The sequence below is a fragment of the Aeribacillus sp. FSL K6-8210 genome, from assembly GCF_037963925.1.
In the GTDB taxonomy this organism is placed as follows: domain Bacteria; phylum Bacillota; class Bacilli; order Bacillales; family Aeribacillaceae; genus Aeribacillus; species Aeribacillus composti.
Genome location: NZ_CP150172.1, coordinates 2,032,615 through 2,047,670 on the forward strand (window position 1 = coordinate 2,032,615; position 15,056 = coordinate 2,047,670).

A 15,056-nucleotide genomic window follows, 5' to 3' on the forward strand; every position below is an offset into this window, starting at 1 on the left:
GATGAAAGGGGAATTTCATGAACTTAAAAAGAGATTTAGGATGGAAAGAAGCTACCTCTCTTGGCACTGGCGCTATGGTCGGTGCGGGTATTTTTATTCTTAGTGGTGTAGCAGCTGGTAAAGCAGGGCCGGCTGTGATGCTTGCTTTTGTAATCGCAGCAATCTTAGAAATTTTACTAGGACTATGTTACGCAGAATTAGCATCGAGATACCCTAGAGCAGGTGGTGCTTATGAATATGTGAGGCAAACAATGGGTTCATTTGTTGGGACGTTAATTGGATGGTCATATTGGGGAGCATGGCTTGCAGCAAGCAGTTTCGTTTCACAAGGGTTTGGTAACTACCTTAACTCCTTAACGGGTGCTCCTCCGTTGCTAAGTGCAGTGGTACTCCTTCTGGTTTTAGGATTTCTAAATATTTTGGGTATCAAGTTCAGCGGCGTTGTTCAAGTAGGAATTGTAGTTGTTGAAATCATCGTACTCCTTTTATTTTTTGCTCTAGGTTTTAGTCATGTGGATTATTCGCTATATACACCTTTTGCTCCTAACGGCTTTGAAGGAATTCTTGCCGCAGCATTAGTTGGTTTTCTTTCGATGGTTGGATGGGATGTGATTGTGGATGCAGGAGAAGAAATGAAAAATCCGAGTAAAACCATTCCAAAGGCTATTTTTTCATCCATTATCATCGTACTTTTTCTATACTGTGGTCTTTTATTCGTTTCGACAGGAGTCGTCCCTTGGCAGGAACTTGGATCATCAAAAGTACCGGTCGCTTTCGCAAGTCAGCAATTTTTAGGAGACTTCGGGCCGACCTTAGTTAGCATTGTGATTGTTATTGCTTTACCAGCCACAGCTAATGCTTTTATTATCTCGATTTCGAGAACTGCCTTTGCCATGGGCCGCAATGGATTTTTGCCGAAAAAAATTGGCTTTATACATCCTCGCTTCCAAACTCCGGTTTACGCTATATTACTAGGAGTTAGTATTCAAATTCTTTTTACATTGGTAAGTTCAATTAATATTGCAGTTAATGCAACAGGTTTTTTATATTTAATCACTTTTATTTTTACGATGATTGCCTTTTTTATCTCGAGAAGAAAAGCGACTCTTGAAAAAAAATCAACGCAGTTTTTAACTCCTTTTTATCCCTTTCTTCCAGCTTTAGCCTTAATCATCAGCCTTTGTTTACTAATTCCAGTTGGAGGGTCTGGCTTTTTTTCAGGATTGATATGGCTATCAATGGGGTTTTGTATCTATTTAATTCGTACTAAATCGATCAAAGCTACTGACAAAGTAAGAAGAAAAGAAAATGAGATCAAGATATCCTCCAATGAAGTGATCGACAGTGTTGTTGAGTGATTCTACCTTCGTGAGAAAGTGTAAATATAAAACCAAAAAAAACATTTTCAGGGAATCAAAATCTAAAAAATGAAACATTAATAGTCATAAAACCTTTTGTTGATTATGGATTAAAAGAAGCAGCTCTTACGTCATATGAACATGCATTAATCTATTTGAGGGAGAAGGCTTTGCACAAGTGATCGAAGAGCACGACCAGAGATTGCGCACGCGTTTCCCGACCGATGGTTGCAGCCAACTTCTCCATTTGATACAAGCGCCCCATTGGTGAAGCTGCCGGGGCGCTTGTCATGCTTTTGCGGAAACCGTTTATTTCACGGAAACAGGAAGCTTTTTCAATCCATAAATCGCTGTGCTGTTGCCGATTGGAACAGGGCGGCGATCCGATTGCCAAGAAAGGCGATCCACTCTTTGCAGGAGACTGGTTAAAGCGATGTTAGCTTCCAAACGCGCCAGGGGGGCACCTAGGCAAAAGTGGATGCCTTGCCCAAACGCAAGGTGGTGGTTGGGCTTGCGATGAATGTCAAACACATGGGCGTTTTCGAATTGGTTTTCGTCACGATTGGCGGAACCAATCCAAGCCATTACGATTTCGCCTTTTTTCAACTTGTTGTTCCCTAATTCCGTGTCTTGTTTCACTCTGCGGATGATGACTTGGGCGGGTGAACGGTAACGTAGCGTCTCCTCGACCAGTTGGGAAACCAGGGCCGGATCATGTTTGACCTGTTCAAACACCAGCTTATGCTCGATGAGGCTGTATACCGCATTGGAAATTAAATTGGTTGTAGTCTCATTTCCCGCCACAAGCAATAAGTTGCAAAAGGCAATTAGTTCTTGGCTGGACAGTTTCGCTTCCTCTTCCTTCGCTTTGATGAGGATCGAGATGAGGTCATTTCCTGGATGTGCCCGTTTTTCTTCAATGATTTGCTCAAAAAAAGGCGCTTAATTCCGCTTCGGTTCTGTTGCGGATCTCTTTGAATTTGGCCAAGTGTTCGGGGTGATCGTTCTCGGGGGGAACTGACCAGCGTATCCGACCAGTCTTTGAACCGTTTCATTTCGGACGATGGAACACCCAACATCTCGGCAATGACAATCACGGGCAAAGGATAAGAGAAATCATTTACAATATCAAATTCCGATTGCCCTTGGACCGAATTGAGCAGTTCCACTGCAATCTCATGAATACGGGGTTCCCACTCTCTCATTACTTTGGGAGTAAAGGAGCGACTTACTATGGAGCGGATATCGGTGTGCTTGGGCGGGTCCATGGCAATGATGCTTTGTGAAAGTAAACTCTGCCCTCTTCGCGGAATGACATTTGAGAAAAATTCCTTATCCTCCAATACCCTTTTGACATCTTTATAGAGGAAAACATTCCACATGCCTGCCTTGTCATTGTAATAAACGGGGGTTTGTTTCCTCATTTCTTCATACCACAGGAAAGGATCATAGGGGTCTATTTTCCCACGCAAATAACTGCTGGGGATCAGTCTGACATCCATCGTTCGATTTTCCATGAGTTTCCCTCCAAAGTGAGATCAATTTGAAAAGATAAGACTCTTTTATTGTGCGACATGGGTATTAACGGCTTCCCTCTGCGCCCTCGAGAGAAAAGGGACATCTCTTTTGGAATAGGCAGGTCTCCGTGTTCATCATGCCCAATGAATTACTCTACTACTGCCCTCGCGAAGCGCACATGTTTACTCGCATAATAGCCGTCCGTTCGACTCTGAAAATAGCGTTCTTGAATATCGGATGGGCTTAAGTTCTCATGAAGACGGAGCCCTAAACTTTCCAGTTCAAAAGCCAGTGTTGACGGGTCAAAGGTCGTTTTAATCGGCTCTCCTATCTTTCGTAAATTCTCCTGTATCTTTTTCATATATGGAGTAGCTTCTTCTGGTACAAAGTAATCGAAAATAACCGCACTGCCCACGGGGGCAATATCGGTAATGGAACGCAGCGTTGCGAACACTTCGTTTTGAGTTAAGTACATTGTGACACCTAGCCAACTAAAAAAACTTTTAGTCTGCAAGTCATACGAAGTTCCCTTGAGTGCATCAGCCAAACTCTCCTTTGTGAAATCTACAGGTACAAAATGAAGATTTGATGGGATTTCCCATTCTAATTCAGCCAGTCGATTAAGTTTGAAGGCTTGTGTGGCCGGGTGGTCAACTTCAAATACCTGAACCTGACTTAGGAGATCTGGACGACGAAAAGCAAAAGTATCCAACCCAGCTCCGAGTATCACATACTGCTCCACCCCTTGTTTTACAGCCTGATCAAGGTTATCTTCCGTATATCTTGAACGGCTAAGGACATTAGGTAACCCCATGGCTTGCAATAAAGACGGCAAGGTATTTGTCGCCTGGTCGGAGCATGCCAAGATACTTTCAGGAACATTAATCTGGAGAGCCCTAGAAAATCCTTGTTCAATGAGTGCACGTCTTTCCTCTGGAATCAAACGATAGGCTAGAAAGTCATCAAAAATTTTTGGGGTATCATTCATGGCATGGTAGGCACGTAAGTAGGCGGTCATTATTGCGGTAAGACTGACTTGGTTTTTTTCATTTGAATATCCTCCTTTTTAGATGCATCAACGGACTCGATGGCATTGCTTTTTCAATAAGTTGAAAATCCTCAAGCGATTGCAAATATCTCTGTGTGGTGGATATATCAGAATGACCCAACAACTTAGAAAGTGTATAAATGTCTATCCCATTTAAAATACATTGAACTGCAAAAAAATGTCTAAATGTATGCGGACTTACTCTTTTATCTTTAATTCCTGCACGTCTAGCAGCTTCTTTAATGATGTTGTCTAAGCCAACATGCGAAATTAAATCGCCTTTGTATGACAAAAAGTAGTAGTTTGGATTAAAATATTTATCCCTGAAATATTCCTTTTTGATCCGCTCATATTTTATAAGAATTTTCTTTAACGCAGGGCTGATAAATATATAACGTTCTTTGTTACCTTTTCCATTGACGAGAATTGTGGTTTCTTTTACATTCTTTGTTTCTAATTGTCTTAATTCCATTGCACGCAGTCCACAGTCGGCAAGCATAGCAATAATTGCCTTGTTGCGTGCTTCAAAATAACTCTTATAAGTAAAAGAATTAATCATTTTATCAACTTCTTCTGCTGTGAAGCCCTTTAATACCTTTTTTGGCAGTTTAGGAGTTTCCACTTTTTTTGCTATATTTTCTTTTAAATACTCCTCTTCTTTACACCAAGAAAAGAATGCCCGGATTATCTTAAACATGGAAACAATGCTTTGTGGCTGTAACCCTGATTTTTGTTTTAATCTCACATATGCTTTTAAATCATACGTTGTAATACTTTCTAACTCTGTAATGCCACGTTTTTCCAATAAAAAATTTTTTAATTGTTTTAGTTCTTGACGTTTGTTTTTTATTGTCTTTTCTGTGAACCCTTTAGCTAAACAATAATAGTCATATTCCGATAAAACATCTTCTAACAACACAAAAAAACCACCCTTTCTGCTTAAGTTTTCACAGAAAAAAGTGGTTTGTTTTTAAATATGAAAGATAAAGCAATTTTAAGCGAAAAATCGTGAAGAAAAATAAACCAAAATAAGGGCATTTTTTTGATTTTTTGCTTAAAAAATGAAGGATAAACCTGCTAAAAAACCAATCATATCAAGGTTTCTGACACATTTCATTATTTTAATTGATTTTGCATCGCTTTCATCATTTGATTGATTTTCTTCTGGGACGGTTTCATTCCCATTTGCATCATCATCATTTTCAACATTTGTTCGTTAATAGGTGGATTTTTCTTCAAATAATTCATCATATACTTTCGAGCGATAAAAAAGCCTAGCGCTACGCCGGCAAGTAATGCCAGAACAGCGATTAATATCGCCAGCCAAAGTTCCATCTTATTTCCTCCTTCATGTTGTCTATCATACAGTGTACTAAACCATATGACATTATACAATATTTCATTAGCAAATTTCCTCAACTTTAGACAAATTTTCTTTCTTTAATTGGACTCAGCCACCCGTATCGTTCATTTGTAAAATCCATGGCAAAAAAATAAGGATCAAATTTTCCCAATATATCAAAAAACAATAACTCACCGTCAAAGCTGCCGGTACAAATCATTTCAATATACCGTTCCTTTAAAACCATAGTAGCTTGTCCTTTTTGATTTTCCATTTGGATGGCGTGAATCGATGATACCTTTTGATAATGGTTTCGGTGAGACAAGAATGACTGAAGCAGCAAATCTATTTCTGAAATGGGAATGGCTCTTGAAATATAATTGACTTGCCTTTCCAATTGTTCAAAAATAGGATGCGTTTTCCTTGTCCAAAAAAATTCTTGATATAACTGAAAAATTTTCGATTCCCTATGATAAAAATGCTCAGCAAATTCCTTTTTTATCAAATACAAATAAAAGTGCCTCATGCGCTCACCTCATTGTTACATTCCTTTTTTGCTATTATAAAGCAAGGAATGTAAAAGGTTTGTCTTATGGTGGCGGATAGAGGCACTAATTTTGGCGATTATTTCCGAACTAATTCTTTTACTTTTTCGACAACATTTTCAACAGTAAAACCGTACTCGCTTATAATTTTTTCCCCAGGTGCAGATGCTCCAAACTTGTCGATAGCTAAGATTTCACCTTCAGATCCGACATAGCGCTCCCAGCCAAGCGAAGATGCCATTTCGATCGCAAGACGCTTCGTTACGCTGCTAGGAAGAACTGATTCTTTATAATCTTTTGATTGCTTTTCAAAACGGTCCCATGACGGCATGCTGACGACTTGCACATCAATTCCATCAGATGCAAGAATTTGTTGAGCTTTAATAGCTAATGCTACTTCTGAACCTGATGCAAGTAGAAGAGCATCCGGTTGATCCGATTTCGCCGGTGAAATGACATAAGCGCCTTTTGCAACACCTTCTTCAGCATTTTCTTTCGTACCTTTAATAGTTTCTAAATTTTGGCGCGTTAATACTAATGCAGTCGGTGTTGATTTAGATTCCAGCGCAGCCTTCCACGCAGCTCTTGTTTCATTTCCATCAGCTGGACGAATGACAGAAAGATTCGGCATTGCTCTCAAAGAAGCTAATTGTTCAATCGGCTCATGTGTTGGTCCGTCTTCTCCAACCGCTATGCTGTCATGAGTGAACACGTAAGTTACAGGGAGATTCATTAATGCTGCTAAACGAATCGCTGGCCGCAAATAGTCAGAGAAAACAAAGAACGTTCCGCCAAAAACACGTAAACCTCCATGCAGAGCCATACCGTTCAATGCTGCTCCCATGGCAAACTCTCTGACACCAAACCAAATGTTTCGTCCGCTGTAATCTTCCGCAGAAAAGTCTCCTGAACCTTTTATTGTCGTTTTGTTTGATCCAGCTAAGTCTGCAGATCCCCCAAAGAAATAAGGAACTTTTTCAGCTATTGCATTTAATACTTCTCCAGAAGAAGAACGGGTTGCAACGCTTTTTCCTTCTTCATAAAAAGGTAAAGATTGATCCCAATTTTCTGGCAATTCACCATTGATTGCTGCCTTTAACTCTTTTGCAAGTTCAGGATATTCTTTCTCATACTTTTCAAACAAATTATTCCATTCAATTTCTTTCTGCTTTCCACGTTCTTTTACATTTTTCTCAAAATGCTCATAAACTTCTGCTGGAACATAGAAATCTTCTTCAAATGTCCATGCATAGGCTTCTTTTGTCAATTTTGCCTCTTCTGGACCTAACGGCGAACCATGAACGGAAGAAGTGCCTGCTTTATTCGGCGAACCATATCCGATTGTTGTTTTTACTTCAATTAATGTCGGTCGTTGTTCATCCAATTTGGCTTCTTCAATTGCTTTCGAAATCTCTTCAATGTTGTTGCCGTCCTCAACGCGCAGCACTTGCCAGCCCATAGATTTAAAGCGCTCTTCTACATTTTCTGAGAATGATTTATTTAAATCCCCATCTAGGGAAATATCATTCGAATCATAAAGAACAATTAATCGTCCAAGCTTCAAGTGACCAGCTAAGGAAGCTGCTTCAGAGGAAATCCCTTCCATTAAGTCACCGTCACCGCAAATGACGTATGTGTAATGATCAACAATATTGTATCCTTCTTTATTGTATGTAGCTGCTAAATGACGTTCTGCCATCGCCATTCCAACGGCCATTGCTATTCCTTGGCCTAATGGTCCAGTTGTTGCGTCAACGCCAGGTGTATGTCCGTATTCAGGATGTCCAGGTGTTTTGCTTCCCCATTGACGAAACGACTTAATATCATCCATGGAAAGATCATAACCCGATAAATGAAGCAAGCTGTAAAGCAGCATCGACCCATGTCCGGCAGATAAAACAAAGCGATCTCGATTAAACCAATTAGGGTTTTCAGGGTTAATGTTCATAAATTTCGTCCACAGCGCATAAGCCATTGGTGCGGCGCCCATTGGCATTCCAGGATGTCCGGAATTCGCCTTTTCAATCGCGTCAATGGATAATGTTCGAATCGTCATGATGGATAAATCTTGAATGGAATGAGTCACCATTATCATCCTCTCATCTGTATTTTCAGTTTATAATCTTATCTTTATTGTTGCAATAAGGCAACACCCATCCGTTAATGCAGCCTTTTATTTTTAAATTTTTTCAATTTTTCCGGTGTAACATCATTACCTTTCGGATCAATCACTGTAACATTTTTTAAGGTGTTTTGAAAATCCCGACGAAACGACTCTAAATATTCCTGCCTTAATTGCTGCTGCTCAAGCTTTTCCTCTTGCGTCAATCCTTCTGACTTAGACTTTTTAGATAGTTCATTAATACGGTTAAGTTTTTCTTTTGAAATCATAAGCTGAACCCCTTGTATATTTTTGCCGCGCTCTTTTATCATACTAAATGCGACCACTAATGACAACAATTATTGCTATGATTCTCCTTTTTCTGACAAAAATTGTTGATATCTGCGATGGACAGTAGCTTTTGAAACGTCATAGCCGAATCCTCTTAATGTTGCCGCTATTTCTGAAAATGTCAGGCCGTTTTTCCGCAATCGGTCAATCTCCTCGATCGGAACTTCTTTTCGCTCTCTTTTATAGGAAGAATTTCTATTCTTTAAATTTTTTTCAGGCCTGTACCCATTTTGTATAGCTCTCAACATTCCCCGCTTTATTTTCAAATTATGAATTTTTCGTTGATATTCTTCGACAATTCCTATGATTTCAAGCACCATCGTGTCTGATTCAGACAGTTCCATCTCCCCGCGATGGGCAGCGGTGAAAATTTTCACACCTTGTTTCAAAATGGAATGGACAATGGCGATTTTGGCATTCCCTCTGCCAATTCTTGTTTCATCCTGTATTAATACCGCTTCAATTTCTTTCTCCTCAATCAATTCCAGCAGTTGAAAAACCCCTTCACGATCAACATCATACCCGCTCGCTTTTTCTTCTATCACTTCAACAACTTCCATACCGTTTTCAGCTGCGAGCTTTAACAGCTCGTCCTTCTGTCTTTTCAAAGATGTTTCCTGCTCATCTTTTTCAGTGCTGACTCTTGCATAAACGACTGCTCTCATGTTAAATGCTCCTTGCGGTTATTCTTTGTTTGCCAAATATTCAGCATTGTAGTATTTATTTTTTTCAATCGGAATGACGATTGTTTCCCCCGGTTTTACAACAAGGCTTTGGAGATTGTTTCGCTCCTGAACCCATTTAACAAACTCTGAATGAGACATATTGTCATATTCTTTATATTCATCAGCGATTTTCCACAAACTGTCCCCTTCCTTCACTTGAACCTCCAAATAATGATCGAGCTCTTCCCTTTCTCCAGTATACGAAATCGCCAAAACTGCCGCCATGATGACAAGGAAAAAAGAAACGATGTAAGACCATGATAATTTATCCATTTAGAACCGCCCCCTGAAACAGAATATTTGTTCGGTTTTTTGTTTTTAAGTATAAAAGGGAACACATGTTTCTGTCAAGCAAATATTCGAACTTACGTTTGCTTTTTTGGAAAAATCATGCTATAATCGACACAAATTGATATGACTGAGGTGCTTGACATGTCAACAAAATTATCTAAGAGACAACAAGATATTTTGAACTTCATTAAGGAGGAAGTAAAAAAGAAAGGATACCCTCCCTCTGTAAGAGAAATCGGCGAAGCGGTCGGTCTTGCCTCCAGTTCAACTGTTCACGGGCATTTAGCAAAGCTTGAGAGCAAAGGACTGATTAGAAGAGACCCCACAAAGCCGAGAGCCATTGAAATTTTGGACGATGATGGCAGCCACCTTCTAACAAACAATGTGATCAACGTGCCGGTCATCGGAAAAGTGACGGCTGGTATTCCGATCACTGCCGTTGAAAACATCGAAGAATATTTTCCGCTTCCGAATCATATTGCATCAGGTGATGATCAACTTTTCATGCTTGAAGTAGTCGGAGAAAGCATGATCGAAGCAGGCATTCTGGACGGAGATTTAGTTATTGTCAGACAGCAGCAAACAGCCAATAACGGCGACATCGTTGTCGCGCTCACAGACGACAATGAAGCGACCGTAAAAAGGTTTTTCAAAGAAAAAGACTTTATACGGCTTCAGCCGGAAAACCCAACAATGGAACCGATTATTTTAAAAAATGTGACAATACTCGGAAAAGTGATCGGGCTATACCGTTCCATACACTGAATATTCGATGTCTCAAAACAGGTGAGGCATCCTTTTTCTTTTTATAAAATTTTCAAAATTCCCTCTCTTAGCGATGTTAAATTTTTAAAAATGTTTTCTAATCAATATGTATGCAGACAAGCTAGATTCAATGAAACAAATTTCAGGCGCCTTCTCCGCGCCTGCATGCAAAGCTATTATGCAACAATTCTCAACAGTCATTGTTTTTTGATTTATTTTGTTGTAGAATTTTTTATTGTAGATTTCGCTTCCTTAGTCAGTGCCGGGATGATTTACTGAATTGTTTGAATTCTTCTAACTGCTTAAATTTTAGGTATAGGAGAGGTGCTATGAATCAATTACTTATGAAACAAAGTGAACTGGAAAATGCAAAGCAATATGTCAATGAAGTATTTCAATCCGTGCAAGAAAAAAATCCGAATGAGCCTGAGTTTCTTCAAGCTGTAAAAGAAATATTTGACTCGCTTGTGCCTGTATTTGCTCAACATCCTACATATATAAAACACGGAATACTTGAAAGAATTGTTGAGCCGGAAAGATTGATCATTTTTCGCGTTCCATGGGTGGATGACGAAGGAAAAGTGCGTGTAAACCGCGGATTTAGAGTGCAATATAATAGTGCAATTGGGCCATATAAAGGAGGCTTGCGCTTTCACCCGACCGTCAACGCCAGCATTATTAAATTTTTAGGATTTGAACAAATCTTCAAAAATTCATTGACTGGGCAGCCGATCGGCGGAGGAAAAGGCGGATCTGATTTTGATCCGAAAGGTAAATCAGATGGGGAAATTATGAGATTTACACAAAGCTTTATGACAGAGCTTTACAAACATATTGGACCAGATATTGACGTTCCTGCCGGTGATATTGGAGTTGGCGCAAGAGAGATCGGATACTTGTTTGGCCAATATAAAAGAATACGCGGCGGATTTGAAGCTGGGGTGTTAACCGGAAAAGGCATTGGTTACGGCGGAAGCCTAGCGAGAACCGAAGCGACAGGGTATGGAACTGTTTATTTTGTTGAAGAAATGCTTAAAGACCATGGATTAAGCTTCAAAGGAAGCACAGTTGTTGTCTCTGGTTCTGGGAACGTTGCCATATATGCGATTGAAAAAGCAACACAATTAGGTGCAAAAGTTGTCGCATGCAGCGACTCTGATGGCTACATTTTTGATAAAAATGGAATTAATCTTGAAACGGTTAGAAGGTTAAAAGAAGTTGAAAGAAAAAGAATTAAAGAGTATGTAAATGAACATCCTCATGCAGAATATTATGAAGGCTGTTCCGGAATTTGGTCCATTCCGTGCGATATTGCCCTCCCATGCGCTACTCAAAATGAAATCGATAAAAAAGCAGCTGAACTCCTTGTTTCCAACGGACTCAAAGCTGTTGGAGAAGGCGCCAACATGCCGTCTACATTAGAAGCGATCGACGTGTTTTTATCAAACAATATTCTTTTTGGACCTGCAAAAGCTGCTAACGCAGGCGGAGTTGCTGTTTCAGCATTAGAAATGGCTCAAAACAGCGCAAGATTATCTTGGAGCTTTGAAGATGTCGACGCAAAATTACGTGATATCATGAAGAACATTTACCGAAATTGCGTCAACGCTGCAAATGAATACGGCTGCTCCGGAAATCTTGTCGTCGGCGCTAACATTGCAGGATTTAAAAAAGTCGCTGATGCAATGGTAGAACAAGGAGTCATTTAAAAGATAGAAAAATGGTCATTTCCATCATTTATTCTTTATAGTGAGTAAACATATATGATAATCGCTAAAGCTTTACCTAACCTGCTTTGGCGATTCATCATGCTCACTATAATACCCCATCTTAACTTGAGTGAATAGAAATTGACATCACACCGATCCAAATTCACTCTTCTTTATTTCCACGATTGGATCAAATTTTTCTCTATCAGTGTATCCCATTCAATGAGAGAATTGAAGTTTTATGTCAGATTATCTTACATATTTTTTTACGCTGATGCCTGGACTGATTGTCTCTTGCTTTTTAATTAAAAAAGACAGATTGCGCTGATGTTCGTTTTTCTGCTTCTTCTCTTCTTTACTCTCAATATTTTGTATCATTAAGTATAAAATTTATAGAAACAAAGTAACTGCTATTAAAATTGATTTTTCCAATTAAAACATTTTATTATTGATGTGGTTGCCCCTTTTATCCAGCGCCAACAACCTTCAGCACAAATACTTGTTCATCTAAAAAACACCGAATACGACCCGCCCTTCCTCCAAATGAAACGGCGGTATTTTCACTGACTGACTTTGGATAAGACGATTCGTTGACGATGTACTACCGACTTTACATGCATCACGTAAAAATGCTAAACTGAACGCAGACAAAATCGACATGCGCCCTAACCGAAAATACAGATCTTTTGCAACGCAAACATATTTCTGGAAGTCATTCGGGGGGGGAACAAAATGATTTATCATTTAGCAGGAAAACTTGCAATATTGATCATTAAAATTTTTAGTTTGCTAGAAGTCAAAGGCAAGCAGCATATTCCGGCAGACCATCGTTTTATTGTTACATGCTCTCATCGCAGCTGGGTAGATGTAGTCTTGCTCGCCGCAGCACTTTTTCCAATTCATGTCCATTATATGGCCAAAAAAGAATTGTTTCAGAACACGCTCATAGGTTGGTTTTTGAAAAAGATGCATGCTTTTCCAGTTAATCGTGAAAATCCTGGACCGAGCGCACTAAAAATTCCTTTGAAACTGTTAAAAGAAAATAAAGTTGTTGGAATTTTCCCGAGCGGCACAAGAACAGACGAGGAAGTTCCTTTAAAAAGAGGCGCGGTTACAATTGCGATGAAAGCCGGCGTTCCCATATTGCCTGCAACCTATCATGGTCCAAAAAGTTTAAAAGATTTTTTTGCCGGGAAAAAAGCTGTCGTTGCATTTGGCGAACCAATCTATTTAGAGAAAAATGCAAATCAAATTGATGATGCGCTTCAACAGCTTGAACATAAGCTGAAAGCTCTTGAAAAAAGCATAAACGACTAAACATTGACGTTTCTGATCAGCTTGTCATTTTTAGACAAACTGATCAGAAAGCTAAAGGCGAAGTAAAGTTCTGATATTTTCATTTATCGATCTAGTTCGATCCACTTATTTGTCTTCAAAGGCGGTTTGTACGCACGAAGTTTATCTATTAATATAGAGGGATTGTCTGCAAAAATCATAAACTGTTTATGCGTTTCAGGCATGAAGCCTCCCTCTACCGCATTCTCAATCATCTGTTTTACCGGCGTGTAATAGTCATCGATATTTAACAACGCCACAGGCTTTTCATGAATCCCAAGCTGCCCCCAGCTAACCGCTTCAAATATTTCCTCAAAAGTACCATAGCCTCCGGGAAGAGCAATGAACGCATCTGAAAGCTCTCCCATTTTTGCTTTCCGCTCATGCATATCATTGACTTCATAAAGCTGAGTGAGATGCTTGTGGACAACCTCTCCTTGAAATAAATTCGTCGGCATAACGCCCAATACGGTGCCTCCTAACTCTAATACGGTGTTTGCAATCACTCCCATCAGACCAATGCTGGAGCCTCCATATACGAGCTCAAGCCTGTTTTTTACCAATTCTTCTCCCAGTTTGATAGCTGCTTCTTTATACTTAGGATTTGTTCCCGGATTCGATCCTGCAAAAACACAAACACGTCTCATATTACCACTCCTGCTTCTTCTCTAAACGTTCTGACGAATGAGAAAGTCCTATTAAAAGCTGTGAATGGGATATTTCCATCACAGCTTTTTTACAAAATTATTGAAAAATCTGACTGATTTTCTCTATTTCTTCCTTTGTTAACTGGACATCTAACGTTTTTAAATTGTCAAGTACCTGTTCCGGCTTCTTCGCACCAGGGATGATCGCATCGATGGAATCGACCGTTAAATACCATGCTAGCACAACGTGAGCAATTTCAGCATTTTTCGCTTCTGCGATTGGACGCAATTGCTCGACTTTTTCGAGATTACGCGCAAATGCTTCCCCTTGAAACAAAGGATTTTGTGCACGTGAATCATTGAACTTCGCATCTTTCGAATATTTTCCGCTTAATAGACCTGAGGCAAGTGGAAAATATGGTATAAACGATATTCCATTTTCCGCTGTGTAAGGAAGCAAATCTTTTTCTGCTTGTCGTTTAAATAAGTTATATTCGGACTGAATTACATCGACATACCCATCTTTGTTCGCTTCCTTTAATTGTTCGAGCGAGAAGTTCGATACACCGATCGCACGAATTTTCCCTTCATCCTTAAGCTTCTTCAATTCACCGACAGCTTCATCCTTCGGTGTCGTTTCGTCCGGAAAATGAATGTAATATAAATCTATGTAATCCGTTTTTAAGCGTTTCAGGCTGCCCTCGACCGACTCGCGAAGGAAATCGGGAGAGTTATCAAGAACAACTTTTCCGTCTACAAATTTGTGAGCACCTTTAGTAGCAATGACTACTTCATCACGACGGCCAAACTCCTTGACGACTTCACCGATAATTTCTTCCGAACGCTCAGGACCGTAATAAAATGCCGTATCCAAAAAATTTATTCCATGATCCAAAGCTGTACGAACGATTTCTTTCCCAGTTTCATCGTCAAGGTTTGGAAAAATGTTGTGCCCGCCAACAGCATTTGTTCCAAGTCCGATTGGGTTCACATATATATCGGTCTTGCCTAATCTAGTCTTTTTTGTCACAATATTTCAACTCCTTTCATTTACATTATAACAAATTCTATCAGAAAAATCAGTTTTTTAACTAATAAGCTATTAAATATTATTATGGCTTTATAAATGAAATTATGAAAGGATTCTTTTATTCATTTTCAAGCAGCAGTTGCTCGACTGTTTATTGTTTGTTCCATTATGTTCAAATTCTTGAGGTTGTCTAAAGCATCATAAAAATATCTTAAGCAACTGCAGCCTGCTGCAATAACAAAATAAAGAGGGGGCTGTCTAATAAGTCGATTTTCCGGCTTATAGACGCTC

14 protein-coding genes and 1 pseudogene are annotated in these 15,056 nt (G+C 39.5%); 4 read left to right on the forward strand and 11 right to left on the reverse strand.

Going from position 1 to position 15,056, the window contains the following annotated elements:
• Positions 1 to 17 precede the first annotated feature (17 nt).
• Positions 18 to 1,358 (forward strand): amino acid permease, encoded by a 1,341-nt coding sequence (locus NSQ41_RS09775; RefSeq protein WP_339209813.1) that lies wholly within the window; start codon positions 18 to 20, stop codon positions 1,356 to 1,358.
• 309 nt (positions 1,359 to 1,667) lie between these two features.
• On the opposite strand, the pseudogene NSQ41_RS09780 reads toward NSQ41_RS09775, so the two are convergent.
• The 9 genes and pseudogenes from NSQ41_RS09780 to NSQ41_RS09820 all read right to left on the reverse strand — a co-directional run bounded on the left by NSQ41_RS09780 (position 1,668) and on the right by NSQ41_RS09820 (position 9,261).
• Positions 1,668 to 2,875, reverse strand: a pseudogene (locus tag NSQ41_RS09780) (cytochrome P450).
• Positions 2,876 to 3,024: 149 nt separating this feature from the next.
• The gene (locus NSQ41_RS09785) at positions 3,025 to 3,864 is read right to left on the reverse strand and encodes an SAM-dependent methyltransferase (RefSeq protein ID WP_339209815.1); all 840 of its coding nucleotides are present in this window, start codon (positions 3,862 to 3,864) and stop codon (positions 3,025 to 3,027) included.
• Positions 3,865 to 3,922: 58 nt separating this feature from the next.
• A complete protein-coding gene (locus tag NSQ41_RS09790; protein WP_339209817.1) occupies positions 3,923 to 4,843 on the reverse strand; it encodes a tyrosine-type recombinase/integrase in 921 nt (306 codons plus the stop codon).
• Positions 4,844 to 5,040: 197 nt separating this feature from the next.
• On the reverse strand, positions 5,041 to 5,259 hold the full coding sequence (locus tag NSQ41_RS09795) for a YneF family protein (RefSeq protein ID WP_063388294.1): 219 nt from the start codon (positions 5,257 to 5,259) through the stop codon (positions 5,041 to 5,043).
• 86 nt (positions 5,260 to 5,345) lie between these two features.
• Complete coding sequence (gene sirA, locus NSQ41_RS09800; protein WP_157727967.1) at positions 5,346 to 5,777, reverse strand: sporulation inhibitor of replication protein SirA; 432 nt, start codon at positions 5,775 to 5,777, stop codon at positions 5,346 to 5,348.
• Positions 5,778 to 5,890: 113 nt separating this feature from the next.
• Positions 5,891 to 7,900: a transketolase gene (tkt, locus tag NSQ41_RS09805; RefSeq protein WP_066251217.1), complete on the reverse strand. Its 2,010-nt coding sequence runs from the start codon at positions 7,898 to 7,900 to the stop codon at positions 5,891 to 5,893.
• A 71-nt stretch (positions 7,901 to 7,971) separates the two neighbouring features.
• The gene (locus NSQ41_RS09810; protein WP_066251255.1) at positions 7,972 to 8,202 is read right to left on the reverse strand and encodes a DUF896 domain-containing protein; all 231 of its coding nucleotides are present in this window, start codon (positions 8,200 to 8,202) and stop codon (positions 7,972 to 7,974) included.
• Between the two features lie 75 nt (positions 8,203 to 8,277).
• Positions 8,278 to 8,928 carry a recombinase family protein gene (locus tag NSQ41_RS09815; protein WP_066251220.1) on the reverse strand — a complete coding sequence of 217 codons (651 nt, stop codon included), beginning with the start codon at positions 8,926 to 8,928 and terminating at the stop codon, positions 8,278 to 8,280.
• An 18-nt stretch (positions 8,929 to 8,946) separates the two neighbouring features.
• Positions 8,947 to 9,261, reverse strand: a complete 315-nt coding sequence (locus NSQ41_RS09820) for a LysM peptidoglycan-binding domain-containing protein (protein WP_063388298.1) — start codon at positions 9,259 to 9,261, stop codon at positions 8,947 to 8,949.
• A gap of 159 nt (positions 9,262 to 9,420) precedes the next feature.
• On the opposite strand from NSQ41_RS09820, the gene lexA reads away from it, so the two are divergent.
• The 3 genes from lexA (at position 9,421) to NSQ41_RS09835 (ending at position 13,070) form a co-directional block, all read left to right on the forward strand.
• On the forward strand, positions 9,421 to 10,044 hold the full coding sequence (gene lexA / locus NSQ41_RS09825) for a transcriptional repressor LexA (protein ID WP_063388299.1): 624 nt from the start codon (positions 9,421 to 9,423) through the stop codon (positions 10,042 to 10,044).
• A 329-nt stretch (positions 10,045 to 10,373) separates the two neighbouring features.
• The gene (gdhA, locus tag NSQ41_RS09830) at positions 10,374 to 11,753 is read left to right on the forward strand and encodes an NADP-specific glutamate dehydrogenase (RefSeq protein WP_094245873.1); all 1,380 of its coding nucleotides are present in this window, start codon (positions 10,374 to 10,376) and stop codon (positions 11,751 to 11,753) included.
• 732 nt (positions 11,754 to 12,485) lie between these two features.
• The gene (locus tag NSQ41_RS09835) at positions 12,486 to 13,070 is read left to right on the forward strand and encodes a lysophospholipid acyltransferase family protein (protein WP_066251223.1); all 585 of its coding nucleotides are present in this window, start codon (positions 12,486 to 12,488) and stop codon (positions 13,068 to 13,070) included.
• Between the two features lie 83 nt (positions 13,071 to 13,153).
• Here the strand turns inward: NSQ41_RS09835 and NSQ41_RS09840 are convergent, their stop codons facing one another.
• Entirely contained in the window at positions 13,154 to 13,735 is a 582-nt protein-coding gene (locus NSQ41_RS09840; protein WP_066251226.1) for a TIGR00730 family Rossman fold protein, read from the reverse strand.
• 97 nt (positions 13,736 to 13,832) lie between these two features.
• Positions 13,833 to 14,765 carry an aldo/keto reductase gene (locus tag NSQ41_RS09845; protein WP_066251228.1) on the reverse strand — a complete coding sequence of 311 codons (933 nt, stop codon included), beginning with the start codon at positions 14,763 to 14,765 and terminating at the stop codon, positions 13,833 to 13,835.
• Between the last annotated feature and the right edge of the window lie 291 nt (positions 14,766 to 15,056).